This window comes from Gluconobacter oxydans DSM 3504 (assembly GCF_000583855.1).
Lineage (GTDB): Bacteria > Pseudomonadota > Alphaproteobacteria > Acetobacterales > Acetobacteraceae > Gluconobacter > Gluconobacter oxydans.
Genome location: NZ_CP004373.1, coordinates 364951 through 390531, shown reverse-complemented (window position 1 = coordinate 390531; position 25581 = coordinate 364951). Strand labels below are relative to the sequence as shown.

Genomic DNA, 25581 nt, shown 5'->3' with positions numbered 1-25581 from the left:
AGTCTGCAGATGCCTCTCAGGCGTGCCGGAATGTGACATTTTTTCAATGACCTTCCCGCCACCAGCCGATTGCGAGGAAAATCAGCGCCGCAAGCAGGGCCGCCCAGGCGGGAATGAGGTCTTTCGTGCGTGTCTCACCCGCGACGGCGGCGGTCGTGACGGGCAGGCCCATCCAGTCCGAACCGCTCATGGCCGAACCGGTGGAAACCTGTCGCAGATGCGGCGTGTGATCCGCGATCCAGGAGACCGACCCGCCGGAGGCTTTGGCGCTGGCGCCCATGACGGTCGCGGTGGCGCGCAGATCCTGCCGCTCGATCGGATCATGCGAGACCGGGCTGGCAAAGGCGACGAGACCATCCTGCCGGACGCTCCAGATTCCGGGCATCGTGGCGGGGGCCGTAGCATGCCAGACGCCATTCGTCCGGGTCAGCGTCAGGGGCTGGCGCTTTCCGTCCGGGGCGGTCACGAAAGCTTCCGGCGAAACGGGCTGGCCGGCGGCATGACGTTCGATTTCAAGCTGGCCGTTCTCGATCCGGGCCGTGAGGCGGTTTTCCTCAAGGTCCGGTTCCTTCATCAGCCAGTGTGACAGGCGGCGCAGAAGTTCGGCCTGCGGTCCGCCGCCACCTTCACCGCGTGACCAGAGCCAGAGTTGATCCGACAACAGCATGGCCACGCGCCCGCGATCCACGCGGTCCAGCAGGAGAAGCGGCGCACCATCGGGACCGTGCATCAGGTCTTCGCCGTGTGACTGGTCCGGATGAAGGGCGCGATACCAGGGCCCCCAGTCTTCCGTCAGGCCAGCGGTGACCGGATGGGTCTTGCCGAGATCGGTCAGGGAAGGACGGAAGGCGCGAGTAACGATTCCGTCCGTGCTGACATGCGCGGGGAGAACCTGCGCGAGGCTTGTGTCCTGAAGCGTGCCGTCCTGCGTGAATTCAGGTCCGGCCGTCACCAGCAGCCCGCCGCCATTGCGCACGTAATCGGCGATATTGGTCAGGTATTCGTCGGGCAGGATGTTGCTGTTGCGAAAGCCGTCCAGAATGATGAGGTCGAAGCTGCGGATCTTTTCCTGAAACAGTTCGCGGATCGGGAACGGGATCAGCGCCAGATCCGACAGCGGTGTGCCGTCATCGGTATTGGGGGAGCGCAGGATGGTGAAGTGCACGAGATCGACGGACGGATCGGCCTTCAGCAGCCGGCGCCAGACCCGCTCTCCCTGATTGGGCACACCTGAGACCAGCAGCACGCGCAGCCGGTCCCGAACGCCACGGATACGGACGACTTCACTGTTGTTCTCGGTGGACGCTTCCCCGGCCAGAGGGGACACGGACAGCCCAACCAGCGTCTCGCCGGGATGCTGGACGGGCAGCGTGATGTCCTGCGGCGTACCGGTCTGGATGGGGCGTGTCTGCGACGGGGCGTCGCCGGAGCGGATCGTGAGAATGGCGTCCGAAGCGCTGGGCGCTCCCAGATCGTCCACCTGAACGCGGATCGTGGCGTTCTGGCCGACGATCGCATAGGGCGGCGTGCTCAGGATACGCAGGCGCCGGTCCTGTTCCTCGCCATGCGCCGTCAGCAGAAGATGCAGAGGAAGCGTTTGTCCATTCGCGCCATGAAAGCGGGGTGGCAGATGGGGTGGCACGTCATGATCCATGCCATCGGTCACGACAATGGCGCCCGCGAAACGGCCCTGCGGCAGATCCGCATGGTCGAGAGCCTCGAACAGGCGCGTTCCGTGACCGGTCCCGCCCGGCACATCGACGCGATGCAGCGTCAGGCCCGGAAGATGGGCCGCGTCCTGCATGATCTGTTCGGCGGCATGATCTGCGATGGCAGTCCGGTGACCAACCTGCATGGAGGCCGAGCGGTCCACAACCAGAAGCGCATCCTGCGGCACGGGTCGCAGCACCGGATGGAGCGAGCGCGGTCCGGACAGCCAGCCCAGAAGTGCCAGCACAGCGAGAGCCCGCCAAAGCATGCCGCGTGCGCCACGGATGGCACCGTAGACTGCGCCCGCAACGGTCAGGACTGCCAGCGTTGCCAGAAGCCAGACCGGCAGCATGGGAGAAAGGTCGAACATCATGGTGCGTCCTCCTCGTCAACGCTGTCGGGGCTGGTTGCGGCGGCTCCATTGTCGGGTGTGCCGAGGCGGCGGAGCATTTCAGGATACTGGGCCTGATCGTTCTTGTAGTTTCCGGTCAGGGCGTACAGCACCATATTCATGCCGAAACGATAGGCCTGCGTCCGCTGGTCCTCGCCACCGGGAATGACGGCAAAGGGATGGTTGCCCGAACCATCCACGGCCCAGGCATGCGCCCAGTCGCCATTGCCGATGATGACCGGGCTGACGTCATCATTCGCTTCATCGCCGTTACGCGCGACATAGACCGGCTGCCCGGCAACGCGGCCGGGAAAGCCGCTGTGCAGCAGATAGAAGGTATGGGCCAGAACATGCTTTTCCGTCAGCTTGGCGAGGGGCGGCACGACAAGACCGTCGGTGACGCGCTGAAGCGCAGCCCGGGCGGCAGAACTGGTTCCGGAATCCGTATCGGTCCCCGCGCCCTGTTCGTCAATCAGCAGGATGCCGCCATGATCCATGAAGGCATTGAGGGCTTTCGTGCGCTCGGGGTCGGGCTGGGCATCGGGTGTGACCGGCCAGTACAGGAGCGGATAGAACGCCAGATCGTCCTTGCCAGGAACGACGCCATCCGGATGGCCGAGCGTTGCGGAACTGCGTGCAGTCGTGAAGTCGGAGAGGCCCTGAAGCCCTTCGCGGGAGACAGTGTCGATATCGTCATGGCCGGTGATGACATAAGCCAGCCGTGTATCAAGCGCAGCCTGTGGCACTGTTGTCGGCAGGGGCGGCATCTGCGTCGGGGTCTGGGCATGGGCCACGGGCAGGATCAGCAGACAGGCCACGCCCAGAGCGCCCAGCAGCCCGCGACGCCGCAGGGACAGGAGCAGGTCCAGCAGCAGAAGCAGCAGGCCCGCTGTCATCAGCGCCGGGCCAAGAGGACGGTCCGCATGGGCACCATCCGGTGAAATGCGGGACCCAAGCAGGGCTTCTTCCTTCATTGCGGGCGCAGAGTCGGAAAGGTTCAGGGCATGCGTTCCATGGGCCGGACCGTAAAGTCCGGCGGGATGAGTAACGGAGACAGGCGTATGCGCCAGATCCGCGACGCGGATGGAGCGTGCGGCCTGTGGCGGCATGATGAGCCCACCGTCACTTCCGATAATACGCCAGGGCGCAAGCTCCGAAGGTCCCCCGCCCGCAACGCCGGCCGAACGCTCGATCAGGCGCTCCAGCATGTCGGGGAACAGCCCCGACAGCGGCACATTGGACCAGTCCGGCGAGGCCGTGACATGGAACAGGACGATCTCGCCATTGCCTTCCGCCCGCGCGGTCACGAGAGGCGTTCCGTCGCTCAGGGCCGCCCAGACGTGATCCGTCAGGCCTGTTTCAGGCTTGGCCAGAACCTGCCGGGAGACGGTGACATCGGGTGGGATCGTGAGGTCAGAGAACGGCGAGGTCTCGGGGAAGGGCGCCAGTGTCTGCGGCTTGCCCCAGGACATGGGACCGCCAAGCTGCCGCATGCCGCTCATGAGGTGGACGGGTAAAAGCGCGTCTGACGTGGCGTCGGAAGCAGCGCCCTGATCGGCAGCGAGGCCGGGACCGGCAAAGCGGACGAGCATGCCGCCATGACGGACCCAGTTCAGGACACGGCTGCGCGTCTGGTCGCCGGAAAGCGCGCCATCGGTCGCAATCAGGACAGACAGGGGCGCACCCAGCAGCGCCGTCGCATCCCCGCTATGCAGATCTGAAATCGGCTGCAAGGCGCGGTTCAGGAAGAACGCCGAACCGACAAGCGGTGTGGCATCGCCGGGCGTCTGGAGGATACCGACGGGGCGGCGATGATCCGCCTGTCCCATCAGATGCACTGCAGCCGGGCCGGTCGCGCCTTCCAGCGTCAGATGATCAAGCTGGTTCCGCAGGAGAGGCGGGAGCGAAATGGTCTGATCCTGCCCGGTTCTGACAGGATAGGCGGCAAGCGTTCCACCATTGGCATTGGCAGCATGGAGCGTCACGGTCCGCGTGTGGCAGGACAGTGTGTCCACTCTGGCATGAAGGGCACCGTCCTGACCGGTGGACGCAGCAAGACGCAAGATATCGCAGCCATTCCAGCGCATGTCCTGCACCGAATGGGCCTTTGCAAGTGCGTCATGCAGGGCGTTGTCTCCGTCCGCCGCCAGCCCGTCCGAAAGGACCATCACGCGCTGGCCGGACAGGTCCCGGTGCTGGAGCAGGGACGCCAGAGCCTGACGGTCCGTTGGCCAGGGCTGAGGCCGCAGGCGGGAAAGATGTTCGGACAGGGCATGCGCGTCATGCGTCGTGAATGCTTCGGGCATCGCGCCATCAGGCGCGCGGGCGGCGTGCAGGAGCGTTACGTCCTGACCGTTGCGGATCGCAGTTTCACCAAGCGCCAGAGCCGCGGAAATACGTTCGTTCCAGTGCGGAATGGCGGCCCAGCCATCATCGAGAATGAGTGTGAGCGGGCCGTTTCCGGTTTCAGCCTGATGCGGGGTCAGGACAGGACGGGCTAGTCCGAAAATGATGAGGGCCACGGCGGCCATGCGCAGAAGCAGGAGCCAGAGCGGCGAACGGGCCGCATCTTCGCGCCGTGCCGTCAGCCGGTGCAGGATGAGCAGGGACGGAAAGCGCTGATCCTGCGGTGCGGGCGGCGTGGCGCGGACCAGCCACCACAAAGCAGGCAGCGTGAGGAGGCCGAGCAGCAGGAGTGGGGCGAGAAGAATCATCGGCCACCTCCCAATGCCATGTGAAGCGCCAGCAGGGCCGGAAGCGGATTCTGCGATGTGTCATGCAGGATGCAGTCGGCATGAAGCGAGGCCGCACTCTGCTTCAGCGCTGCCAGATGCGCATTCATGGCCTGTTCATAGGCCGGGCCAAGGCTTTCCATCGCCGGAAGCGTCAGAACGCCGCCTTCCAGCCCTTCAAACCGGATTCGTCCGGAGCGTTTCAGTTCCCGCTCCGCAGGATCGAGAACGCAGAGAAGATGGGTACGCACGGGGCGGCTGGCGCAGGTCTTGAGAAATGTGTCGATCCGGTCTTCGTCCCACAGGAAATCGCTGATCACGACCAGATCGGACCGGGCGGGAATGAGTGCCATGCGCGGGAACTCTGGCTCGTCCGCATCCGGATGCAGAAGGGAGGCGGCCAGCCGCGGCAGGACCTGCCGACCAGCCAGAGCGCGTCCCGCCTCAATCCCGGTCAGAAGGCCAGCGCGTTCGCCACCGCGCAGGGACGCGGAAGCCAGAGCCAGCGTGCAGAGCTGCGCCCGCTCCGCCTTGGTCGGCAGGGCCTCGGACGAGCGCCACTGCATGGACGGCGACGGGTCGCACCACAGCATCAGCGACTGGGCATTTTCCCGCTCGCGCTCACGGACCCAGAACGTGTCCTCGACCGGAGAGCGGGCTGACTGCCGCCAGTCGATGGACGTTGCGGGCTCGCCAGCGTGATAGGGGCGGAACTGCCAGAAATCCTCACCCGCGCCCGAACGCCTGCGGCCATGAACACCGCTTTGCAGGCTCGCGGCAATCTTTTCGGCTTCAAGAACGAGCGCGGGCAGGGCGAGGCTTTCCGCCTGCACGGCCGGAGCGCTGGAAGCAGCGCCCCGGTTGCGGCGGAAGAAACTGCGCAGGGTATCGGACGGACTTTTCACGGCGATCAGAGGAGGGCCTGTGCCTGCTTGCGGATCAGGGCTTCGCGATCCGTCCCCGATGCGCGCGCGCCAAAGCCCAGCCCGATACGATGCGACAGCACCGGGCTTGCAAGGGCCACGACGTCATCGAGGCTCGGCGCCAGACGGCCGTCGAGCAGTGCGCGGGCGCGGGTTGCGATCATCAAGGCCTGTGCCGCACGGGGGCCGGGACCGTAGGAGACGGCATCACGCACGTCCTGCGGAGAGGACGGATCTTCCGGACGCAGGGAGCGCGTAAGTGTTAGGATTGCATCCACGACCTGATCGCCAACCGGCAGGCGGCGAACGAGGTTCTGGGCCGCGAGAAGACTTTCAGCATTCATCAGGGCAGAAGCCGTCGGCGTCGTGGCGCCCGTGGTCTGAAGCAGCATCTGACGTTCCGCGTCCCGACCCGGAAATCCGAGGCTGATCTGAAGCATGAAACGGTCGAGTTGGGCTTCGGGAAGCGGATAGGTGCCTTCCTGCTCGATCGGGTTCTGGGTCGCGAGAACGTGGAAAGGACGCGGAAGGGCGTAATCCTTGCCGCCCTGCGTCACGCGTCGTTCTGCCATCGCCTGAAGCAGGGCAGACTGGGTGCGCGGGCTGGCACGGTTGATTTCATCAGCCAGAACGAGCTGACCGAAAATCGGGCCGGGTAGGAAGCGGAAGGCGCGACGCCCGTCGGCATCCTGATCGAGGATTTCCGCACCCGTGATATCCGACGGCATCAGGTCGGGCGTGAACTGGATGCGCGTTGCGTCCAGACCCAGCACGCGCGACGCCGTATTGACCAGAAGCGTCTTGCCCAGACCCGGCGCGCCCATCAGAAGCGCGTGACCACCGGACAGGATCGTGACAAGCACCTGTTCAATGACGCTGTCCTGGCCCAGAACAATGCCGCCGATGGCCTGACGGACATGACGGAGAACCGGGGCCAGACGGTCGGCTTCAGCCACGTCCGCCTCGCCCTGCAGGGTGCCGGCGGAAACGCCGGAAGAATATTGCTGCTCGCTCATGACGCCAGTCTGACAGGTGTGGGGGTTTCATCAAGGCTCGATTGCACCCAAGTTGGTGTGAGAAGAGAGTTTTTATGCAGTTGGAGGGAAAATTGAGCGATCATCAGTTCCGGCAGGCGGCCCGACCTGACGCCGCCCTGTCTCCAGATCCCCTGATGCCTCCGTCTTCCTTTCCCGGAACGCCTGGTACAGGCCCCCGGCTGCTGCCTTTTCTCATCCAGCGCGATGGCACCTGGCTTTACCGGGGCTCGGCGATCAAACGCAAAGCCATGCTGTGCATGTTCTCTTCGATGCTCACCCGCGATCCTGAGGGAACCTACTGGCTGAAAACGCCGATGGAACAGGGAATCATCCAGGTCGAGGATGTGCCGTTCGTGGCGGTCGAGCTGGACTTCCGCGGTACCTGCGGCCGGCAGCAGAATCTCTGTTTCCGCACCAACATGGATGAGTTGATCTGTGTCGGCCCCGAACATCCGCTCTCCTGTGACTGGGACCGCCCGTCGGACGAGTGCGCCAGCGTACCCTATGTCCATATCCGTGACGGCGAGGGGGCTTTCCCCATCCTCGCGCGGGTGACACGTGCGGTTCATTACGAACTCGCGGCCCTTGCGGTTCCCGGACATGTGAAGGGTGAGCCCTGTCTCGGTGTCTGGAGCCAGGACTGTTTCTTCCCGCTTTCGCGTCCTGCATGACGCAGACCTCCGCCCTGCTGGAGCGGCTGCCAGATCGTACGGGACTGGATCGCATCTGGTCGGTTCTGCCTGAGGCTCGCCTCGTCGGCGGATCGGTGCGAGATCTGCTCGCCAGTGTTGCCGTCCATGATCTGGATCTCGCGACTCCGGAACCGCCAGACGATGTGCAGCGCCGGCTGGAACAGGCCGGCATTCGCGTGATTCCCACCGGGCTTGCTCATGGGACCGTCACGGCTTTGCTGGATAATGTGCCCTACGAAATCACGACGCTGCGTCGCGACGAGGAAACGGACGGGCGCCACGCGATCGTGGCCTGGACGCAGGACTGGGCGGAAGACGCGGCCCGGCGGGATTTTACGATCAATGCCATGTCGCTGGACCGTTACGACCGGCTCCATGATTATTTCGGTGGCCGGGAGGATCTTCAGAACCACCGCGTGCGGTTCGTCGGAGACGCCTCGCGCCGGATCGCGGAAGATGCGCTGAGAGCCCTTCGTTTCTTCCGGTTCGATGCGCGATACGGGCATGGCGTTCCTGACCGGGAGGCATGTCAGGCCGTTTCGGAGCAGCTTGGACTGATTGGCACGCTCTCGGCTGAACGGGTGGCCTCGGAACTGCTGAGAATTCTGTCTGGTCCGCGCCTAAACGAAACGATAGGGGCAATGGCATCGGTCGGCCTGCTTCAGGTACTTCTGCCAGAGCCGGACCAGCATTTCCTGAACCGTCTGCTGGCCTGTGAGGCGCCGGTATCTTCCTTGCTCAGGTTGTTTGCGCTGTGTCACCGGAACAGTCCGGAGCTGGCTAGGCGCCTGAAACTGTCCAACGCGGATAGCGCGAAAATCGAGGCCTGGGCGTCAGCTCAACCGGCCTTGCACCCGGAACTGTCCGATGACGACCTTCGTCGTCTGCGGGTACTGCAGGATCTGGAACGGCTTGTAGAGCGGAGCTGGTTGCTGCAGGCCCGTCTTGTGGGCGCGCCTGACAGCGCATGGGAGCAGTTCCGTTCACGGTTGCAGGCCATGCCGCAGCCCGAATTCCCGCTATCGGGCAAGGATGCCATCACGCAGGGGGTTCGCCCGGGGCCGGGTATGGGGCAATGGCTGAAAACGGGCCGGGACTGGTGGATGGCGCAGGGATGCCTGCCGGACCGGAGCGCGTGTCTGGCCTATCTTGCCACGCAGAAATGAAGCGGCGGTTTCGCCCTTTTCGCAAGGCCTGCTAAACCCCCCGATATGACGAAAACGACAGCTCTTGATACGGACAGCCGCGTCCTGATGAAACGCATCTGGCGTGAGGAAATGCGCCAGCATGTGGGACGGATCATCTCCGTCATTGTTCTGACGGTCCTGATGGCAGGGCTGACCGCGCTTTACCCCGCGGTCATCAAGCGCGCCGTGGACATGTTCGCGGCGCATGATTCTAGGATCCTCTATCAGGTGCCGGCTCTGGTCGTGATCGTGACTGGACTGAAAGCCGCGTCCCAGTACGGGCAGACGATCGCCGTGCAGGGACTGGTTCTGGCCGTAATCCGCGGGTTGCAGTCGCGCATGTTCGCCCATGCACTTCAGGCGGACGTCTCGACCATCGAAAAGGATGCCCCCGCCAAATGGGCTGCCCGTTTCACCACGGATGCCATTTCGATCCGCGAGGCCATGATCCGTGTGGTCAACGCGCTCGGTGATGCGGTGACGGTGGTGGGGCTCGTCATTTCCATGATCGTCACGGACTGGGAACTGAGCCTGATTGCGCTCGTGCTCTACCCGGTCGCGGCCGTGCCTATCCAGAAGCTGGGCAAAAAAGTGCGCCGGGCCTCGGGCGGCATGCAGGAGCAGATCGGCGAGACCTCGGCCCTGCTCAACGAAAGTTTTGCCCTGGCCCGGCAGGTCCGCATCTACCGGATGGAAGAGCGGGAAAGTACGCGCGTCGATCACTCGCTTGATCTGCTGCACTCGGCCTTCCTGCGGATTGCAAAAGGGCGTGCGCGTGTTGATCCGGTTCTGGAGGTTCTGGGCGGTGCCGCTGTGGCTGCCGTGCTGGGCTTCGCGGGCTGGCGTGCGGCCCAGGGCGGTGCGACACTGGGGGACTTCACCGCCTTTATTGCCGCTCTCCTGACTGCCGCCCGGCCGATCCGGGCGCTGGGTTCGCTCAATACGGCTCTTCAGGAAGGGCTGGCCGGTCTGTCGCGGGTTTTTGCCGTGATCGATGAACCTCCGGCTGTTGTGGAGCGCCCGAACGCGAAACCCCTGCCGTCCGGAAAAGGCCATCTGGCGTTCCAGCAGGCCAGTTATCGTTACGAGGATGGGAGGGTCGGTCTGCAGAACCTGACCTTCGAGGTTCAGCCTGGGAAAACCGTTGCGCTCGTAGGGCCGAGCGGCGCCGGAAAATCTACGGCGCTTTCCCTGATCCCGCGTCTGCACGATGTCAGCGCGGGCAGCATCCGTCTTGAAGGCGTGGATCTGCGGGATCTGACCCTGTCCTCCCTTCGGGACGCCATCGCGTATGTCAGTCAGGATACGACCCTGTTTGACATGTCCGTGCTTGAAAATATCTGGATCGGGCGGCCTTCCGCCTCACGCAGCGAGGTCGAAAAGGCCTGCGCCATGGCGGCGGTCGATTTCCTCGATAACCTGCCGGCGGGTCTGGAAACACGCGTCGGGCCGGGTGGACGCCGACTGTCCGGTGGCCAGCGTCAGCGCGTGGCTCTGGCCCGCGCCCTGCTTCGTAACCCGCGCATTCTGCTGCTGGATGAAGCGACGAGTGCGCTTGATTCCGAAAGCGAGGCGCGGGTGCAGAATGCTCTGGCAAACCTGCGTTCAGGCCGCACGACAGTGATTGTCGCGCACCGGCTTTCCACCGTGCAGGCTGCCGATCTGATCGTTGTGATGGATCAGGGTGCCGTTGCCGAAGCGGGCACCCATGCCGAACTTCTCCGCAAGGACGGCCTTTATGCGCGGCTGGTGCGGACCCAGTCCCTGGCAGCAGCCTGAAAAAGCGCTGCCAGCTCAGGAATCAGATCGGTATAGAGGGCTTTCTTGAAGCCCAGATTGCGTTTCAGAACCGCCTGCGGCTCGACCCACTCCCAGGCGTCGAATTCAGGCGGGTCCTGAAGGTCCAGACGGATATCGGAATCCTGTCCTTCGTAACCCATCACGAACCATTTCTGGGTCTGCCCCCGGAAACGTCCTCCCAGGGCCTTTCCGATCAGATCGGACGGCAGATCATAGGAAAGCCAGCCACTCCGTTCGGCCAGAATGCGCGCGTTCTGGGTTCCGATTTCTTCTCCCATTTCCCGCAGGGCAGCGACCTGTGGTGTCTCACCTTCATCAATACCGCCCTGTGGGCACTGCCAGACGTCTCCCGGAAGGTCTGTGCGCCGGGCGATGAACAGCTTGCCGTCACGGTTGAAGAGCGCAATTCCCACATTCGGGCGGTAGGGAAGGGTCATGGGGTCGGTCATAGCGGCGCTACCGGATTGGAAGGTGAAAGATTGGCGGCCTGATCGTTGCTGATGCCGCTATCCGCGAAAGCCGATGGCGGTACAACGACGAAGTTCTGCGCGGCCGGAGCTTTAAGCCAGTTTGCGAGACGGTCGATCATGACAGGTGTGATCGGCCCGACCATCAGCAGGATCTTTGCCGGCTTTCCGTCCTGAGGCAGCAGTGCGGCCAGACGGCTGTCCAGAGTGGCGGCGTCCGTATCCCCGTCGATCCAGGCAGTTGCCGTCATCCCGCGCGTGCGACGGCCATCCTGCGCGGATCCCGCCAGATAGAGCAGGCCCTTGCTGCTGATGGCACTGGCAATCGGGGAGAAATCGGGCGAAGTCGCATAGCCTCCGCCCGGCTGATCGTCTCCGTTTTCAGACGCATCCGTCAGTCCTTCCGCGCCTGCGGCACGGGAGAGGCACCATTCCAGTTCGCGCTGATCATCAGCAGCGGAGTTTCCATATCCCAACGCATGTGGGCCTTCATCGACCCGCTCGGGATGGGCGCTCTGCATGGGAAGGGTGACATAGACTTCCCTGTGGCTGGCATGAGCCCGCGCAATGATGTCCCTGATATTGCTGACATAAGGCGAAATCCCAACTGCCACAGGCGCGGGAATACGCGAAAGAAGGTCGTAGGTCAGGGCATCGGAATAGCCAAACCCCTGCAGCACGATTGCGATGGCGGTTTTGTCGGTCGGGAGGGGGGCCGATGCTTGTGGAGAAGGGGAAGCGATAGACGACCCTACCGGGGGCAGGGCCTGTTGTGTCACAGCGGTCGAAGATCCCGCTGGTGAAGGCGGGACAGCCTTGGCCGGAATGGTGGGCGCCGCCGTCGGCAACGCCATGTCAGCCGGCTTTGCCACAACCAGCGCGGCGGATGCCTGCGCTCCAGCGGCTGCCACGGTTGTTTCTTTTGGGGCCGGAGTGGAAACAATCGAAGAATTGGCCGGGGAGGTGGGCTGCGCAGGCAGAAGCGGTTTGGACTGCGGAGTGACCTTGGCGAGGACAGCGGGTTTCTGCTGGTGCCACAGAAACGCCGCCGCCCCGGCTCCACCGGCCAGAAGAACGGCCCAGAACGCGATCAGAAGGCGTCCAATAACGGGAAGTCGTTGCCAGAGCCCTGGTCGGCTGGAGGCGGGACGGTTCTGCACGATCCGGGATGTCCTTGTCAGTGGTGGGCTTCAGGCGGTTTGGGGGCGGTCGGCGTGGCAGCCTTGACCTCTGTTGCCGGTGCGGTGGCTGGTGCAGGATTTGAGAGGCCCGCCATGGCATTGATCACTTTGATCGCCTGCTGAAGCTGGAAATCGGTTGCAGGCTTCGTGGCATCGAATGCGGGCCAGCTGGCATCCGGCATCTTTGGAATGGATTTCGCGATCGGCGGAATATCGGTGCGCGGGGTTTCGTTGGTCCGGTTACCGCCGATATTCGTCAGGATGTGGGACAGGTCGGCCTCACGATAACCATAGGCATCGTCGTCCTTGGTCTCGGCCACAGGGATATCCGGCGTGATACCAAGTCCCTGAATGGAGCGGCCGGACGGCGTGTAATAGCGCGCTGTCGTCAGACGTACGGCACCCTGGTCGCCGATGGGGATGAGAGTTTGGACCGAGCCTTTGCCGAAGGTCTTTTCGCCAAGAATGATGGCGCGGTGATGATCCTTCAGGGCCCCAGCCACGATTTCACTGGCCGAGGCCGAACCGCCATTCGTCAGGACGACGATCGGCAGGCCATTGGTGATGTCCGTGCCCTTGGCATCCCAGCGCTGGTTGTTCTCGGCATGACGGCCACGGATCGAGACGATTTCACCGTCCTTGATGAAGTCGTCCGAAACGGCAATGGCCTGATCGAGCTTGCCGCCCGGATTGGAGCGCAGGTCAAGGATGATACCGGTCAGCTTGCCGCCCGGCGCTTTGGTGGCCTGTGCCTTGAGCTTGTCAAAGGCGGCATGCATGGCGCTTTCGAGATCATCATCGAACTCGGTCAGGCGGATATAGCCCGTGCTGCCATACAGCGCGGACTTCACGATCTGGACGTGCACGATCTCACGCGTCATGTCGAAGGTGAGGGTCTTGCCGGTTTTGGGGCGGACGATCGTCAGGCTGATTTTCGTCCCCGGATCACCACGCATCTTGCGGACGGCCTGATCGAGCGTCAGGTCATCGATGCTCTTGTGGTCCACCATCGTGATGAAGTCGCCGGGCTGGATGCCAGCGCGCGCGGCGGGGGTGCCGTCGATCGGGGAGACCACGCGGACATGCCCGGACTCACCCTGAACCTGAAGGCCCAGACCGCCGAACTTGCCCGAAATTTCGGTCTGCATGTCGTGGAACTGGGCCGCCGTCATGTAGGACGAATGGGGATCGAGATTGCCCACCATTCCATCAAGCGCGTTATTGATCAGGTCCTTGTCGGAGACGGGGTGGACATATTCCGCCTTCACCACGTCCATGACCGTTCCCAGCAGCGTCAGCAGACGGACGGTTTCCGCGCTGTTGTCATGGGAGATTTCACGGGCGAGGGCTGCGCCCGGAAAGTCGCCGGAGCCAGCAAGACGCAGGGCTCCCGGTCCGACGGCCAGTCCGGCCAGAAAGGCGGTGCCCAGCAACAGGCCACTGCGAAACTTCATGTGATCTCCATCCTCGGGAACGAAGGAACGTACTGACCGTCGTCGCCTCGGAGGCAGACTAGGCCGGTTCGGGTTGCCAAATTATTAAGAAACGATCCTACAAGGTCAGACGCGCTCGGCAAACCGGATCAGAGGAAAGGAGCGGGACTGACAACCTGCGTACCATGCCGGAGCTGGACAAAAAGCATTCCGTCGGAAGCAGGCATCTGGCCCAGTGTGGCAGCTTTCCTGATGCTTTGGCCACCCGAAACATTCAGCTGTCCCAGTCCGGAAAGCACGAAGCGGTAATTCCGTCCGCAGTCGAGGATCAGCATCTGTCCGAAGGAGCGGAAGGGGCCGGCAAATTCGACTCGACCCGTGCAGGGGGCCTGTACGGGCGCAGAAGAGAAGGCGGCGTAGGTGATGCCGGTTGCGGGACCGGCTTCGGTCGTCTGGCCCCAGCGGACGGCAACACGGCCTGAGACGGGGGCGTGACCACTGCCGCTGGAAACGCCCTGTCCGGCCGAAGAGAGCGCCTGGGCCTGCGACCGTGCATGGCGGGCGCGTTCGAGCTGGTGCTGACGTGTCAGGGCGGCGGCTTCCTTTTCCAGCTCGGCGCGGGCCTGGGCTTCCTGCCGGACAAGCGCGTCGATTTCGGCAGACAGATCGGCTGCGGCCTGCATGGCGTCGGCCACGGCCTTGCGGGCCTTCTGGGCGCCCTGATCCGCGACGGCTTCCTGCCGTGCTGCAATCCGGGTCCGGGCGGCGGCGGCATTGCGCTCCCGGGTCTGTTGCGTGAGCAGGTCCGCGAGTTCCTTTTGCCGGTTGTCCAGATCGATGCCGATTGCATGGAGTTCGTCTTCGCGGGACTGAAGCGCCTGGGCACGTTGCTGCGTCAGGCGGGAGAAGCCACCGAGGACGGAGAGCGCGGTGACGCTTTCCGACGCTGTTTCCGGAGAGGCCAGCAGTGCGGCATCCGGTGCGATGGACAGGCGTGCTGCGACGGGAAGCAGCGGTTGCAGGGCGGCATTCTGCTGGCGGATATCCGCTTCGACAGCCGTCCGCTTGTCCATCAGTTCCGCAATACTGGCCTTGAGTGCAAGAATGCGGCTCTGGGTCGTGTCTACGGCAGACTGTGCCGTGTGGGTCTGGGCCGTGAAGGCGAGAGTGCGTGCACTGTCCTGTTTCGCCTTTGCTTCAGCCTGTGCCGAGGCAATCTGTTTTGCCTTCAGGGCTGCTGCTTCATCCGCCTGCCGTTTTTCCAGAGCGCGTCGCGCGGCCTGGGCGCGGGCGAGGGCTCGCTGGCCCTCGCTGGGGGCGGCTGCCGCCGGTTTTCCCGTATGCTGGAGGTGATGATGAGACGCATGCCGTGCTGTCGCCCAGGCAGGCGACAGGAGCAGGGCGAGCGGCAGGAGATATCGCGGATCAGGCGCTTTCAAGCAGGGAGACACCCGTCATCGCGTCAGGCTGTTTCACGCCCATCAGTGCCAGCATGGTCGGTGCCAGATCGGCCAGACGGCCGTCATGGATGGTCTGGCCGTTCGCATGCGCCAGGATGACGGGCACCACGTTGAGCGTGTGGGACGTGTGTGCGCCGCCTGTCACGGGGTCCCGCATGGTTTCGCAGTTGCCGTGATCGGCGGTGACGAGCAGAACGCCGCCTGCTTTGACGATGGCGTCATTGATGCGGCCCAGCCCCTGATCGACTGTCTCGCAGGCCTTGATGGCGGCGGACAGGGAGCCGGTATGACCGACCATGTCCGGATTGGCGAAGTTCAGGACGATCATGTCGAATTTGCCGCTTTCGATGGCGGCAACGGCCTTGTCCGTCAGTTCGGGGGCGGACATTTCGGGCTGAAGATCGTAGGTCGCGACTTTGGGGGAGGGGACCAGAATGCGCTCTTCACCATCGAACTGGACTTCGCGGCCACCGTTCAGGAAGTAGGTGACGTGCGGATATTTCTCCGTTTCGGCCATACGGAGCTGGGTTCTGCCGGCCTTGGCGACCACGTCTCCCAGCAGATCATCGAGCGGCACCTTGGGAAACAGGATGCTCATGTAAGGTGCCAGATGATCGGAATAGCGCGACATGCCGCAGACGGCTGCGAATTTCACCTTCCGGCCGCTGTCATACTCCGCGAAATCCGGCAGGACGAGGACGTCCAGCAGCTGGCGGATACGGTCTGCGCGGAAATTACAGGCCAGAATACCGTCTCCGTCCTTCATGCCGGCATAATCGCCCAGAACGGTGGGAAGAACGAACTCGTCTCCCTTGTCGCTGGCGTAGCTGTCCTGAAGGGCCGAGAGCGCATCCTTCGCGTGGGGACCTTTCGCGTCCCGGATGGCCTCGACGGCGAGGGCGACGCGCTCCCAGCGGCGATCGCGGTCCATGGCGTAATAGCGGCCGCTCAGCGTTGCGATCTGCACGCTGTCAGGCAGGTCCTTTAGGAATTTCCCGATGAAGTCCTCACCCGAGCGCGGCGCCGTATCGCGGCCATCGCTGAAGATGTGGACGGCCACGGGCACACCCGCCGCGCTGACGATTTTTGCCAGTGCGACCACATGATCCTGATGGGCATGCACACCGCCGGGCGAGATCAGGCCCATGAGGTGGCAGGTGCCACCTGACGCCTTCAGGGCTGCGATGAACTCCAGCAGAGCGGGGTTCTGCGCCAGGGAGCCGTCCCGGGCGCTGCGGGAGATGCGGGGGAGTTCCTGCATCACGACACGGCCGGCGCCGATATTCAGATGTCCGACTTCGGAATTGCCCATCTGCCCGTCCGGCAGGCCGACATCCTCGCCCGAGGTTTTCAGGAAGGCGTGAGGGCTTGTGGCCCAGAGGGTGTCGAAAGTCGGAGTGTTTGCGAGACGGACCGCATTGTCGGACTCATCCTCGCGCCAGCCGAAGCCGTCGAGAATGACGAGCATGACGGGGCGGGGTGTCGAGGATGCGGACATGGGATGTCTCCTGCAGGAAAGGAGGAATGGGACTGTTGCCCATCATGCCATCATTCCCCACAAATGCGAACGCCCGCCATGAGGGCGGGCGTTGCATTGTGATCGGGAGGGCAGGCTTCAGAGCTTGTCGATGCCGCTCTTGACCGCATCCTTGGCGTCGCCCGTGGTCTTCTGGACCTTGCCCTTGAGGTTCTGGGCCACGCCTTCGCCTTCAAGTTCCTTGTCGTTCGTCATGTGACCGACTTCTTCCTTGACCTTGCCGGTCACCTGATTGGCAACGCCCTTGATCTTGTCTTCGATGGAACTCATGACCGGATCCTTCCGTCTTGATGTTGTACAATCCTTAACGGGCGTCTTCGTGTCGGGTTGCGTCATGACAGCTTAAGATGCGTGACAAAATACGGCCGCGCTTTCATACATCGTCAGAAGACGCCTTTCAGATTTTCCGGAGAACCTGCATGACCCAGAGTTGCGGCCCGAACGGGCAGACCGGCAGTGGCTGCGGTGTTGGCCTGACGCCGGAACAGCGGCGTATCCTTCACGAACACGGAACGGAACGTCCCGGCTCCAGTCCTCTCAATGACGAGAAGCGCACGGGGATTTATGCCTGTGCGGCCTGCGGGCGCCCGCTTTTTGCTTCGGAAACGAAATATGATAGCGGCAGTGGCTGGCCCTCGTTCTTCCAGGCTCTGCCGGATGGCGTCGAAACCACGCAGGACAGCCGCTATGGCATGGTCCGCACCGAAGTCCACTGCGCGAACTGCAAGGGCCATCTGGGGCATGTCTTTCCCGATGGTCCGCCGCCTACGGGACTTCGTTACTGCATGAACGGTCTGGCGCTCGATTTCCGCCCGACCGAAGGAGAAAAAGCATGAGTCAGGCGCTGCCGCCTATCGTTCTCGACCACCCGCTGGTGCGCCACAAGCTGACCCGTCTGCGTGACCGCAATACTTCCACGGCCGGTTTCCGCCGCCTGACGCGCGAGCTCAGCCTGCTGCTGGCCTATGAAGCCACGCGCAATCTGTCGCTGGCGCCGCGGCATATCGAGGCGCCGAGCGGCCCGATGGAAGGCGAGGAACTGGACGGCAAGAAGCTGTGTTTCGTCTCCATCCTGCGCGCTGGTAATGGTCTGCTGGATGGCATGCTGGATCTGGTGCCGTCCGCGCGTGTCGGCCATATCGGTCTGCGCCGCGATCACGAGACGCTGGAAGTCAGCGAATACTATTTCAATATGCCGAGCGACGTTCCGGGACGGACCTGCATCGTGCTCGACCCGATGCTGGCAACAGGGCACTCCGCTGCTGCTGCGCTGACGCGTGTAAAAGCGGCCGGTGCAACGAACCCGATCTTCGCCTGCCTGCTGGCGGTTCCCGAGGGCATTGCCCACATGGCGGAACTGCATCCGGATGTTCAGATCGTGACCTGCTCGATCGACAGTCATCTGGACGAGCACGGCTATATCGTCCCGGGTCTCGGTGATGCGGGTGACCGTCTGTTCGGCACGCGCTGAGGCTTTGGCACACGCTCTTGTGTGCTGAAACTTCCGCGGTTTTGTGGCGGGTATGGAGGCTCATCCAGAAGGGAGCGTTCCATGCCTGCCTATGCTGTATTCATTCGTGAAAAGCTGACTGACCCGGCCGAATTCCAGAAATATTCGGAAGTGGTGGGTGAAACCTTCAAGGGTTTTCCGGCCAAGATCCTTGCTGCTTACGGCAAGCAGGAAAAACTCGAAGGCACCGAGCCTGATGGGGTCGTGATCATCGAATTTCCGGACGCGGCCTCGGCCCGGGCCTGGTATGAAAGCCCGGCCTACCAGAAGGCCGCCGAGCATCGCTGGAAGGCCGGGCCCTATAACGTCGTTATCGTGGACGGTCTCTGAAAATCAGTCGCGCCGGACGATGTAATGCCGTGCCAGATCGGTCTCGATCTGGTGGGCATGTTCGGTGTCGCGGGCTTCCACCATCACCAGCAGTTCGGCCGTCTGAACGGACGGGGACGCGAACAGGCGGTGATGGGAAACTTCAATGATGTTTCCGCCGTAATTGCCGATGCGGGCCGAGATATCCGCCAGCATGCCTGGACGGTCGGGGATCTGGAAGATCAGACGCAGGATCCGTCCGTCCCGGAGCAGGGAGCGCAGGATCGTGTTGGCAAGGATACGGGCGTTGATGTTGCCGCCAGACAGGGGCAGGGCAACGCGGCGTCCCTTGAACAGCTCCGGATAGGCCAGAACAGCCGCGAGACCCGTGGCGCCCGCACCTTCACAGACCTGCTTGGCCTTTTCGGCCAGCGTCGTGATGGCGCTTTCGACCTGAAGCTCGCTGACAACGAGGATCTTCGAGATCTTGTTGCGAAAGGCGTTCAGGCAGTGATCGCCGAGCCTTGTGACGGCGATACCTTCTGCGATGGTCGAGCCGCCCTGCGTCGGGCCGTCTTCCTGCGGATAGTTGGATAGCGAAGCATAGGCCTCGACCTGCACGCCAATGACCTCGACATCCGGGCGAAGTGCGGCCATGACGGTCGCAAATCCACCGATCAGGCCACCGCCGCCCACGGGCACGACAACCGTATCGATATCCGGAGCATCTTCCAGAAGCTCCAGCGCCGCAGTGCCCTGACCGGCGATGACGGCCGGATCATTGAACGGATGAACGAGGACACGACCGTCCTGCTTCTGGAGCTCGGCAGCGGTCTCGCTGGCCTGCGCGAAATCGTCCCCCGCGAGCACGACATTCGCGCCCCAGGCCTGCGTTGCCGCGACCTTGGTGGCCGGCGTGAAGCGCGGCATAACGATGGTCGCATCAATGCCGAGAAGGCTGGCCTGACGGGCCACACCCTGTGCGTGATTGCCTGCCGAGACGGTAATGACGCCGCGCGCCCGCTCTTCCGGCGTCAGGAGGGCCATCTTGTTGGCCGCTCCGCGCTCCTTGAAGGAGCCGATCGCCTGAAGGTTTTCGAGCTTGAGCGTAATCTCCGCGCCTGTCAGCCGGGAAAGGGCCGGGCAGGCGATGGTCGGCGTGCGGACCACCGTGGACGCGATGCGCTCATGCGCGCTCTCGATGTCCGCGATGGTCACGACAGGGGTGGTGGACGTCAGGACGTCAGACATCAGCGATATGTGACCTTGAGGATTTCATAGGTCCGGTCTCCGCCAGGGGCGGGGACGGAAACGGAGTCACCGACATCCTTGCCGATCAGGGCCTTGGCCAGAGGCGAGGAAATCGAGATCAGGCCCTGCTTGATGTCGGCCTCATGAACGCCAACGATCTGGTACAGGGCTTCCTTGTCGGTCTCTTCGTCGACGAGTTCGATATGCGCGCCAAAACGGACGCGCGTTCCGGTCAGCGTCGAAGGGTCGATTACCTCGGCATTGGAGATGATGCCTTCCAGCTCCAGAACCCGGCCTTCGATGAAGGACTGGCGGTCACGGGCGGCGTGGTACTCGGCGTTTTCGGACAGGTCACCATGTTCGCGGGCTTCTGCAATGGCACGGATGACGGCCGGGCGGTCAACGCTCTTGAGGGTCCGCAGCTCGTCTTCGAGACGCTGCTGTCCCTTCGCGGTCATGGGGATCTTCTGCACTCTGAAATCCTCGAAAAAGCGTGACTGAAATTATGATGAAGCCAGACAACCTAGGGTTTGCCGGGGTTTTTTGCAAGGTGGGGCGGTATGATGCCTGTGTATGTCAGGCCTGATGCTGTTCCCACAGGCCGGGGTGGCTCATGGGCTGAACTGCGTGAAAGTGCAGGCCCGGTGTGAGGCAGTCTGTGTAAGATCAGGCTTTCTTCTGGCGTTCGCTCAGGACCAGCCAGCCAAAGCAGGCTGTGAGCCCGGCTGCAAAGAAAATGGCCATTTTCACGCTGATGAGAAACCGCTGTCCCATCCCGATATGCACGGATGTCTCATTGGTATCCCACAGGTCGGGAACGCCATAGGCATGGGGATTGTTGCTGTGGATGACGCCATGGGACAGGTAGTGTCGCATCAGTTCATGCGACGAAATCACGCCCTGATGAAAATGATCGAGGATCAGGACGATGACCAGAAATGACAGTCCGGCGGGACCGGCGATGAAATGGTCGCCTGCAAGGCAGCGCTTCAGCAGTCTGAACTGGATGAAGAGCACGCCGATAAAGAAGATCCAGAGCATCGGTGTGGGCAGCGTCAGCCACAGCCCGATCTCGATGGCCGCCAGGGCCGCAACCGCTAGATAGACCATAAAATCGGTCCGAAGCGGAAAACCGCTGATGGCGCGCCTGAGCATCGTGATGTCCTGCATGGAGAGTGGAGTTTCGGGACGTCCAGACTATCCGCTCCCTCCTTTGCGCGACAAGCCCGATGCCCCCTTCCGGAAAGGCTGTGATCCTCTTGTGGGGCAGCCGGGCCGGAAGGGTGTCGATACGGTCAGAACTTACCCTTGAAGTAGGACTGGAGCGGGGCGACGCCCAGATTGTCTTCCTTCAGGACTGCGATGGCATAGGTCGCGGCACGGGCACCGGCGATCGTGGTGTAGTGCGGGACGCCCATGGTCAGGGCGCTACGACGGATCTCATAGCTGTCCTGTGCGGCCTGACCACCCTGCGAGGTGTTGATGACCATCTGCACGTCCCCTGAGCGGATGGAATCCACGCAGTTTGGACGGCCCTGCATCACCTTGTTCACGCGTCGGACGGGAATGTCCGCGGCTTCCAGACGGGACGCCGTGCCGCTGGTGGCAAGGATGGTAAAGCCCATGGCGACCAGTTTGCGGGCGAGCGGCTGAACATGCGCCTTGTCGCTGTCGCGAACAGAGAGGAACACCGTGCCCGAAAGTGGCAGCGTCACGCCGGCTGCAAGCTGCGACTTGGCAAAGGCGCGCTCGAAGCTGGAATCCAGCCCCATGACTTCGCCCGTGGAGCGCATTTCCGGACCGAGGATCGTGTCGGCATTGGCAAAGCGATGGAACGGGAACACGGCTTCCTTGACCGCGACATGCGGAGAGACCGCACCGCCATCGAGCTGGAACTCGGTCAGCTTCGCACCGGCCATGACGCGGGCACCAATCTTGGCAACCGGAACGCCAGTAGCCTTGGCGACGAACGGCACGGTCCGGGAAGCACGCGGGTTCACTTCGAGCACGAAGACTTCCTGATCCTTGATGGCGTACTGGACGTTCATCAGGCCGCGGATGCCCAGTTCGCGGGCCATGGCTTCGGTCTGCGAGCGCAGTTCCGTTACCAGTGCGGGAGAGAGCGTGTAGGGCGGCAGGGAGCAGGCGGAGTCACCGGAATGGATGCCGGCTTCTTCGATGTGCTCCATGACGCCTGCGACATAGACGTTCTCGCCGTCGCAGATGCAGTCCACGTCCGCTTCGATGGCGTCGTTAAGGTAGTGGTCGAGCAGGACGGGGCCGGTCGAGACTTCAGGACCGGCGGCGCGCAGGACTTCGTTGAGGTAGCGCTTGAGGCCGGGCTTGTCATAGACGATTTCCATCGCACGGCCGCCCAGAACGTAGGACGGACGGGCGACGACCGGGTAGCCGACCTCTTCGGCGATCTTCTCGGCTTCCGCCGGGCTGCGGGCGATGCCGTTGCGCGGCTGGCGCAGGCCGAGCTTGCGGAGCATGGCCTGGAAGCGCTCGCGATCTTCGGCGCGGTCGATCGCGTCGGCCGGGGTGCCGAGCAGCGGGATGCCAGCTTCTTCAAGCGCGCGGGACAGCTTGAGCGGGGTCTGGCCGCCATACTGTACGATGCAGCCCAGCACCTTGCCGCCCTTTGCTTCGGTGCGGATCAGGGCGATCACGTCCTCGGCAGTCAGGGGCTCGAAATACAGGCGGTCCGAAGTGTCATAGTCGGTGGAGACCGTCTCCGGGTTGCAGTTGACCATGACCGTCTCGAAACCGGCTTCGCGCAGGGCGTAGGCGGCGTGAACACAGCAATAGTCGAACTCGATGCCCTGACCGATACGGTTCGGGCCGCCGCCAAGGATGACGATCTTGTCGCGGTTCGTCGGACGGCTTTCGCAGTCCGGCGTGCTGAAGCCACCTTCATAGGTGGAATACAGATAGGGCGTGTCGGAGGCGAATTCGGCGGCGCAGGTGTCGATGCGGCGATAGACCGGGGTAACAGCCAGTTTTTCGCGCAGAGCTGCGACATCCTTGACGTTCTGGCCCGAGAGACGGGCGAGCTGGGCGTCGGAGAAGCCCTGGGCCTTGAGGCGGCGCAGGTTGTAGGCGTCCTGCGGCAGGCCGTTCTTTTCGATGTCGCGCTCGGACGTCACGATGTCTTCGAGCTGGCGGAGGAACCAGGGCTCGAATTTGCAGGCTTCGTTGATCTGCTCGACGCTCAGCCCGGCGCGCAGGGCCTGTGCGGCCATCAGGATGCGCTCGGGGCGCGGCTCGGCCAGAGCGGCGAGATAGGCGTTGTGCGAACCATCGCCGGGAGCTTCGACCGGATCGAGGCCGGTGAGGCCCGTTTCCATCGAGCGCAGTCCCTTCTGGATGGCTTCGGCGAAGGAGCGGCCGACCGACATGGCTTCACCGACCGACTTCATGGACGTCGAGAGCAGGGCCGGGGAGCCGGGGAACTTCTCGAAGGTGAAGCGGGGGATCTTGGCGACAACATAGTCGATCGTCGGCTCGAAGGAGGCCGGGGTTGTTTTGGTGATGTCGTTCTTGAGTTCGTCCAGCGTGTAGCCGACGGCCAGCTTGGCGGCGATCTTGGCGATCGGGAAGCCGGTTGCCTTCGAGGCCAGTGCGGAGGAACGCGACACGCGCGGGTTCATCTCGATGACGACCAGACGGCCATCCTTCGGATTGACGCCGAACTGCACGTTGGAACCGCCGGTCTCGACGCCGATCTTGCGCAGGCACGCGATCGAGGCGTCCCGCATGCGCTGGTATTCCTTGTCGGTCAGCGTGAGCGCAGGGGCGACGGTGATGGAGTCACCAGTATGGACACCCATCGGGTCGATGTTCTCGATGGAGCAGATGATGATGCAGTTATCCGCGGTGTCGCGGACGACTTCCATCTCGTATTCTTTCCAGCCGAGAACGGACTCTTCGATCAGGACTTCGGTCGTGGGTGAGGCGTCGAGGCCGCCCGTGACGATCTGGTCGAACTCTTCACGGTTATAGGCAATGCCGCCGCCAGCGCCGCCCATGGTGAAGGACGGGCGGATGATGGCGGGCAGGCCGACATCGGCCAGTGCCGTGCGGGCTTCTTCCAGCGTATGGGCGATGGTGCTGCGGGGGCTTTCGATCCCGATCTCGTCCATGGCTTCACGGAACTTCTGGCGGTCTTCCGCGCGGTCGATGACTTCCGCGTCCGCGCCGATCAGTTCCACATTGTGCTTTTTGAGGAAGCCGGACTTGTCGAGCGCCATGGCGGCGTTCAGGGCTGTCTGGCCACCCATCGTCGGCAGGACGGCGTCGGGCTTTTCCTTGAGGATGATGCGCTCGACGAATTCCGGGGTGATCGGCTCGATATAGGTCGCATCTGCCAGACCGGGATCGGTCATGATGGTGGCGGGGTTCGAGTTGATCAGAATGACGCGATAGCCTTCCTCACGCAGGGCCTTGCAGGCCTGTGCGCCGGAATAGTCGAATTCGCAGGCCTGTCCGATGACGATCGGGCCAGCGCCGATGATCAGGATGGACGAGATGTCTGTCCGTTTTGGCATGGCTCAGGCTCCTGCTTTGGCGCGACGGTCCATGACCGCGACGAAACGCTCGAAAAGATAGAAACTGTCGGACGGGCCGGGGCTCGCCTCGGGATGGTACTGGACGGAGAAGGCGTCCTTCGTGGTCGAGGCGATGCCTTCGTTGGAGCCGTCGAACAGGCTCACATGCGTCACCTTTACATCAGCCGGAAGGGACTTTTCGTCCACGGCGAAACCGTGGTTCTGGCTGGTGATTTCCACGCGGCCGGTCTCGACGTCCTTGACCGGCTGGTTGGCGCCGCGATGGCCGCGCTCCAGCTTGTAGGTCTTGCCGCCCAGCGCCTGTGCGAGAAGCTGGTGGCCGAGGCAGATGCCGAAGACGGGGACGTTCGCGTCCAGAACCTTGCGGATGGCGGGGACGGCATAGGTGCCGGTTGCGGCCGGATCGCCGGGGCCGTTGGAGAGGAACACGCCTTCGGGCTTGAGTTCCAGGATCTCTTCTGCGGTAGCCGTGGCGGGCAGGACGGTAACGTCACAGCCAGCGGTCACGAGGCAGCGCAGGATGTTGTCCTTGGCACCGTAATCCATGGCGACGACGCGGCGGCGGTTTTCGCGCACGGGCTTCGTGGAGTGCCACACGCCTTCGGTCCAGACGCGCTTGGGGCGTGTCACTTCCTTGGCGAGGTCCATGCCTTCGAGGCCGGGCCACTGGCAGGCGCGGTTCAGCAGGCTGTCTGTGTCGATACGGCCGTTTTCCGGGAAGGCGAGGATGGCGGTCTGCGGGCCGTTGTCGCGCAGGGTACGGGTGATGGCGCGGGTGTCGATGCCACTGATGCCGGCACGGCCATGATCGCGGAGCCATGCAGCGAAGGGCTCGTGGGAGCGCCAGCTTGCCGGGGCGGTGATGTCTTCCTTCACGACGGCGCCGAGGGCCGCCATTTTCGGGGCCTCGTTGTCATCGGCGTTCGTGCCGACATTGCCGATATGCGGGAAGGTGAAGGTCACGATCTGTCCGGCGAAGGACGGGTCGGTCAGGGTTTCCTGATAGCCGGTCATGCCGGTGGAGAAGCAGAGTTCTCCGACGGCGCCTTCCGTATGGGCACCGAAGCCACGGCCCCACAGGACCGTCCCATCGGCAAGGACAAGGGCGGCGTTGGCGCCGGGAGGGCAGGGATTGGACACGTCCGTCTCTCTTTCTTGTTCTTGCTGGGTTTCAGTCGTGGTGAGGTCTGCTGTCAGATCCTGAAGGGCGATTCCCGGCACGCGCAGCAGGGCTGGCCAGTGCTTGGTCGGGACCATGCGGGACTGGCGCCATTTACGGACGGCTTCCAGTCCGACGCCGGCAAGAGCGGCGATCTCGTCCGCGCCTCCGGCTTTTTCGATGATTCTGTCGATGTCCATGGTCGCCCCGTTGCTGGCTGCCGGATGTACT

21 protein-coding genes are annotated in these 25581 nt (G+C 63.3%); 6 read left to right on the top strand and 15 right to left on the bottom strand.

The features are described from left to right. Positions 1-43: 43 nt before the first annotated feature. The 4 genes from GLS_RS01830 to GLS_RS01815 are packed head-to-tail and all read right to left on the bottom strand — an operon-like array spanning position 44 to position 6772. The gene (locus GLS_RS01830) at positions 44-2083 is read right to left on the bottom strand and encodes a hypothetical protein (RefSeq protein WP_041110821.1); all 2040 of its coding nucleotides are present in this window, start codon (positions 2081-2083) and stop codon (positions 44-46) included. After that, complete coding sequence (locus GLS_RS01825) at positions 2080-4815, bottom strand: DUF4159 domain-containing protein (RefSeq protein WP_041110820.1); 2736 nt, start codon at positions 4813-4815, stop codon at positions 2080-2082. The genes GLS_RS01830 and GLS_RS01825 overlap by 4 nt, the downstream gene beginning before the upstream one ends. Further along, positions 4812-5738, bottom strand: a complete 927-nt coding sequence (locus tag GLS_RS01820) for a DUF58 domain-containing protein (RefSeq protein ID WP_041110818.1) — start codon at positions 5736-5738, stop codon at positions 4812-4814. The genes GLS_RS01825 and GLS_RS01820 overlap by 4 nt, the downstream gene beginning before the upstream one ends. A gap of 5 nt (positions 5739-5743) precedes the next feature. Continuing rightward, positions 5744-6772, bottom strand: a complete 1029-nt coding sequence (locus GLS_RS01815) for an AAA family ATPase (protein WP_041110816.1) — start codon at positions 6770-6772, stop codon at positions 5744-5746. Positions 6773-6927: 155 nt separating this feature from the next. Between GLS_RS01815 and GLS_RS01810 the strand changes: the two genes are divergently transcribed. Genes GLS_RS01810 through GLS_RS01800 form a run of 3 tightly spaced genes read left to right on the top strand, consistent with a single transcriptional unit; the run spans position 6928 to position 10451 of the window. Beyond that, a complete protein-coding gene (locus GLS_RS01810) occupies positions 6928-7464 on the top strand; it encodes a DUF1285 domain-containing protein (RefSeq protein WP_052327602.1) in 537 nt (178 codons plus the stop codon). Further along, entirely contained in the window at positions 7461-8651 is a 1191-nt protein-coding gene (locus tag GLS_RS01805) for a CCA tRNA nucleotidyltransferase (protein WP_041110814.1), read from the top strand. The genes GLS_RS01810 and GLS_RS01805 overlap by 4 nt, the downstream gene beginning before the upstream one ends. A 45-nt stretch (positions 8652-8696) precedes the next feature. Next, positions 8697-10451 (top strand): ABC transporter ATP-binding protein, encoded by a 1755-nt coding sequence (locus tag GLS_RS01800; protein WP_041110813.1) that lies wholly within the window; start codon positions 8697-8699, stop codon positions 10449-10451. Here the strand turns inward: GLS_RS01800 and GLS_RS01795 are convergent. The 6 genes from GLS_RS01795 to GLS_RS01770 all read right to left on the bottom strand — a co-directional run bounded on the left by GLS_RS01795 (position 10409) and on the right by GLS_RS01770 (position 16820). Next, on the bottom strand, positions 10409-10921 hold the full coding sequence (locus GLS_RS01795) for an RNA pyrophosphohydrolase (RefSeq protein ID WP_041110812.1): 513 nt from the start codon (positions 10919-10921) through the stop codon (positions 10409-10411). The two genes, GLS_RS01800 and GLS_RS01795, sit on opposite strands and share 43 nt — an antisense overlap. After that, positions 10918-12099: a divergent polysaccharide deacetylase family protein gene (locus GLS_RS01790; RefSeq protein WP_052327418.1), complete on the bottom strand. Its 1182-nt coding sequence runs from the start codon at positions 12097-12099 to the stop codon at positions 10918-10920. Before GLS_RS01790 ends, GLS_RS01795 begins: the two co-directional genes overlap by 4 nt. A gap of 17 nt (positions 12100-12116) precedes the next feature. Then, positions 12117-13574 carry a S41 family peptidase gene (locus GLS_RS01785; protein ID WP_041110810.1) on the bottom strand — a complete coding sequence of 486 codons (1458 nt, stop codon included), beginning with the start codon at positions 13572-13574 and terminating at the stop codon, positions 12117-12119. A 128-nt stretch (positions 13575-13702) separates the two neighbouring features. Continuing rightward, on the bottom strand, positions 13703-14992 hold the full coding sequence (locus tag GLS_RS01780) for a murein hydrolase activator EnvC family protein (protein WP_041110808.1): 1290 nt from the start codon (positions 14990-14992) through the stop codon (positions 13703-13705). After that, positions 14979-16511, bottom strand: coding sequence for a 2,3-bisphosphoglycerate-independent phosphoglycerate mutase (gene gpmI, locus GLS_RS01775; protein ID WP_041110806.1), 1533 nt, complete (start codon positions 16509-16511; stop codon positions 14979-14981). The genes GLS_RS01780 and gpmI overlap by 14 nt, the downstream gene beginning before the upstream one ends. 117 nt (positions 16512-16628) lie before the next feature. Further along, positions 16629-16820 carry a CsbD family protein gene (locus GLS_RS01770; RefSeq protein ID WP_041110804.1) on the bottom strand — a complete coding sequence of 64 codons (192 nt, stop codon included), beginning with the start codon at positions 16818-16820 and terminating at the stop codon, positions 16629-16631. 149 nt (positions 16821-16969) lie between these two features. On the opposite strand from GLS_RS01770, the gene msrB reads away from it, so the two are divergent. From msrB to GLS_RS01755, 3 genes are all read left to right on the top strand, one after another. Beyond that, a complete protein-coding gene (gene msrB / locus GLS_RS01765) occupies positions 16970-17386 on the top strand; it encodes a peptide-methionine (R)-S-oxide reductase MsrB (RefSeq protein WP_041110803.1) in 417 nt (138 codons plus the stop codon). Next, on the top strand, positions 17383-18021 hold the full coding sequence (upp, locus tag GLS_RS01760; protein ID WP_041110801.1) for a uracil phosphoribosyltransferase: 639 nt from the start codon (positions 17383-17385) through the stop codon (positions 18019-18021). The genes msrB and upp overlap by 4 nt, the downstream gene beginning before the upstream one ends. A gap of 81 nt (positions 18022-18102) precedes the next feature. Next, positions 18103-18390 carry a DUF1330 domain-containing protein gene (locus tag GLS_RS01755; protein ID WP_041110799.1) on the top strand — a complete coding sequence of 96 codons (288 nt, stop codon included), beginning with the start codon at positions 18103-18105 and terminating at the stop codon, positions 18388-18390. Between the two features lie 3 nt (positions 18391-18393). Here GLS_RS01755 and GLS_RS01750 read toward each other — a convergent pair whose 3' ends face one another. From GLS_RS01750 to carA, 5 genes are all read right to left on the bottom strand, one after another. After that, the gene (locus GLS_RS01750) at positions 18394-19620 is read right to left on the bottom strand and encodes a threonine ammonia-lyase (protein WP_041110797.1); all 1227 of its coding nucleotides are present in this window, start codon (positions 19618-19620) and stop codon (positions 18394-18396) included. Further along, positions 19620-20093, bottom strand: coding sequence for a transcription elongation factor GreA (gene greA, locus GLS_RS01745; RefSeq protein WP_011251910.1), 474 nt, complete (start codon positions 20091-20093; stop codon positions 19620-19622). The genes GLS_RS01750 and greA overlap by 1 nt, the downstream gene beginning before the upstream one ends. Before the next feature lie 193 nt (positions 20094-20286). Then, complete coding sequence (locus GLS_RS01740) at positions 20287-20790, bottom strand: hypothetical protein (protein WP_041110795.1); 504 nt, start codon at positions 20788-20790, stop codon at positions 20287-20289. Between the two features lie 125 nt (positions 20791-20915). Further along, positions 20916-24170 (bottom strand): carbamoyl-phosphate synthase large subunit, encoded by a 3255-nt coding sequence (gene carB / locus GLS_RS01735; protein ID WP_041110794.1) that lies wholly within the window; start codon positions 24168-24170, stop codon positions 20916-20918. A gap of 3 nt (positions 24171-24173) precedes the next feature. Beyond that, positions 24174-25550, bottom strand: a complete 1377-nt coding sequence (carA, locus tag GLS_RS01730) for a glutamine-hydrolyzing carbamoyl-phosphate synthase small subunit (protein WP_041110793.1) — start codon at positions 25548-25550, stop codon at positions 24174-24176. Positions 25551-25581 lie beyond the last annotated feature (31 nt).

Bases quoted from the DNA above. Each gene is read 5' to 3' on its own strand.
- GLS_RS01750 (WP_041110797.1), bottom strand. From the start codon at position 19,620: ATGTCTGACGTCCTGACGTCCACCACCCCTGTCGTGACCATCGCGGAC.
- carA (WP_041110793.1), bottom strand. From the start codon at position 25,550: ATGGACATCGACAGAATCATCGAAAAAGCCGGAGGCGCGGACGAGATC.
- GLS_RS01795 (WP_041110812.1), bottom strand. From the start codon at position 10,921: ATGACCGACCCCATGACCCTTCCCTACCGCCCGAATGTGGGAATTGCG.
- msrB (WP_041110803.1), top strand. From the start codon at position 16,970: ATGACCCAGAGTTGCGGCCCGAACGGGCAGACCGGCAGTGGCTGCGGT.
- GLS_RS01800 (WP_041110813.1), top strand. From the start codon at position 8,697: ATGACGAAAACGACAGCTCTTGATACGGACAGCCGCGTCCTGATGAAA.
- gpmI (WP_041110806.1), bottom strand. From the start codon at position 16,511: ATGTCCGCATCCTCGACACCCCGCCCCGTCATGCTCGTCATTCTCGAC.
- upp (WP_041110801.1), top strand. From the start codon at position 17,383: ATGAGTCAGGCGCTGCCGCCTATCGTTCTCGACCACCCGCTGGTGCGC.
- GLS_RS01810 (WP_052327602.1), top strand. From the start codon at position 6,928: ATGCCTCCGTCTTCCTTTCCCGGAACGCCTGGTACAGGCCCCCGGCTG.
- GLS_RS01740 (WP_041110795.1), bottom strand. From the start codon at position 20,790: ATGCAGGACATCACGATGCTCAGGCGCGCCATCAGCGGTTTTCCGCTT.
- GLS_RS01785 (WP_041110810.1), bottom strand. From the start codon at position 13,574: ATGAAGTTTCGCAGTGGCCTGTTGCTGGGCACCGCCTTTCTGGCCGGA.
- GLS_RS01805 (WP_041110814.1), top strand. From the start codon at position 7,461: ATGACGCAGACCTCCGCCCTGCTGGAGCGGCTGCCAGATCGTACGGGA.
- GLS_RS01770 (WP_041110804.1), bottom strand. From the start codon at position 16,820: ATGAGTTCCATCGAAGACAAGATCAAGGGCGTTGCCAATCAGGTGACC.
- GLS_RS01755 (WP_041110799.1), top strand. From the start codon at position 18,103: ATGCCTGCCTATGCTGTATTCATTCGTGAAAAGCTGACTGACCCGGCC.
- GLS_RS01825 (WP_041110820.1), bottom strand. From the start codon at position 4,815: ATGATTCTTCTCGCCCCACTCCTGCTGCTCGGCCTCCTCACGCTGCCT.
- GLS_RS01830 (WP_041110821.1), bottom strand. From the start codon at position 2,083: ATGATGTTCGACCTTTCTCCCATGCTGCCGGTCTGGCTTCTGGCAACG.
- carB (WP_041110794.1), bottom strand. From the start codon at position 24,170: ATGCCAAAACGGACAGACATCTCGTCCATCCTGATCATCGGCGCTGGC.
- GLS_RS01815 (WP_041110816.1), bottom strand. From the start codon at position 6,772: ATGAGCGAGCAGCAATATTCTTCCGGCGTTTCCGCCGGCACCCTGCAG.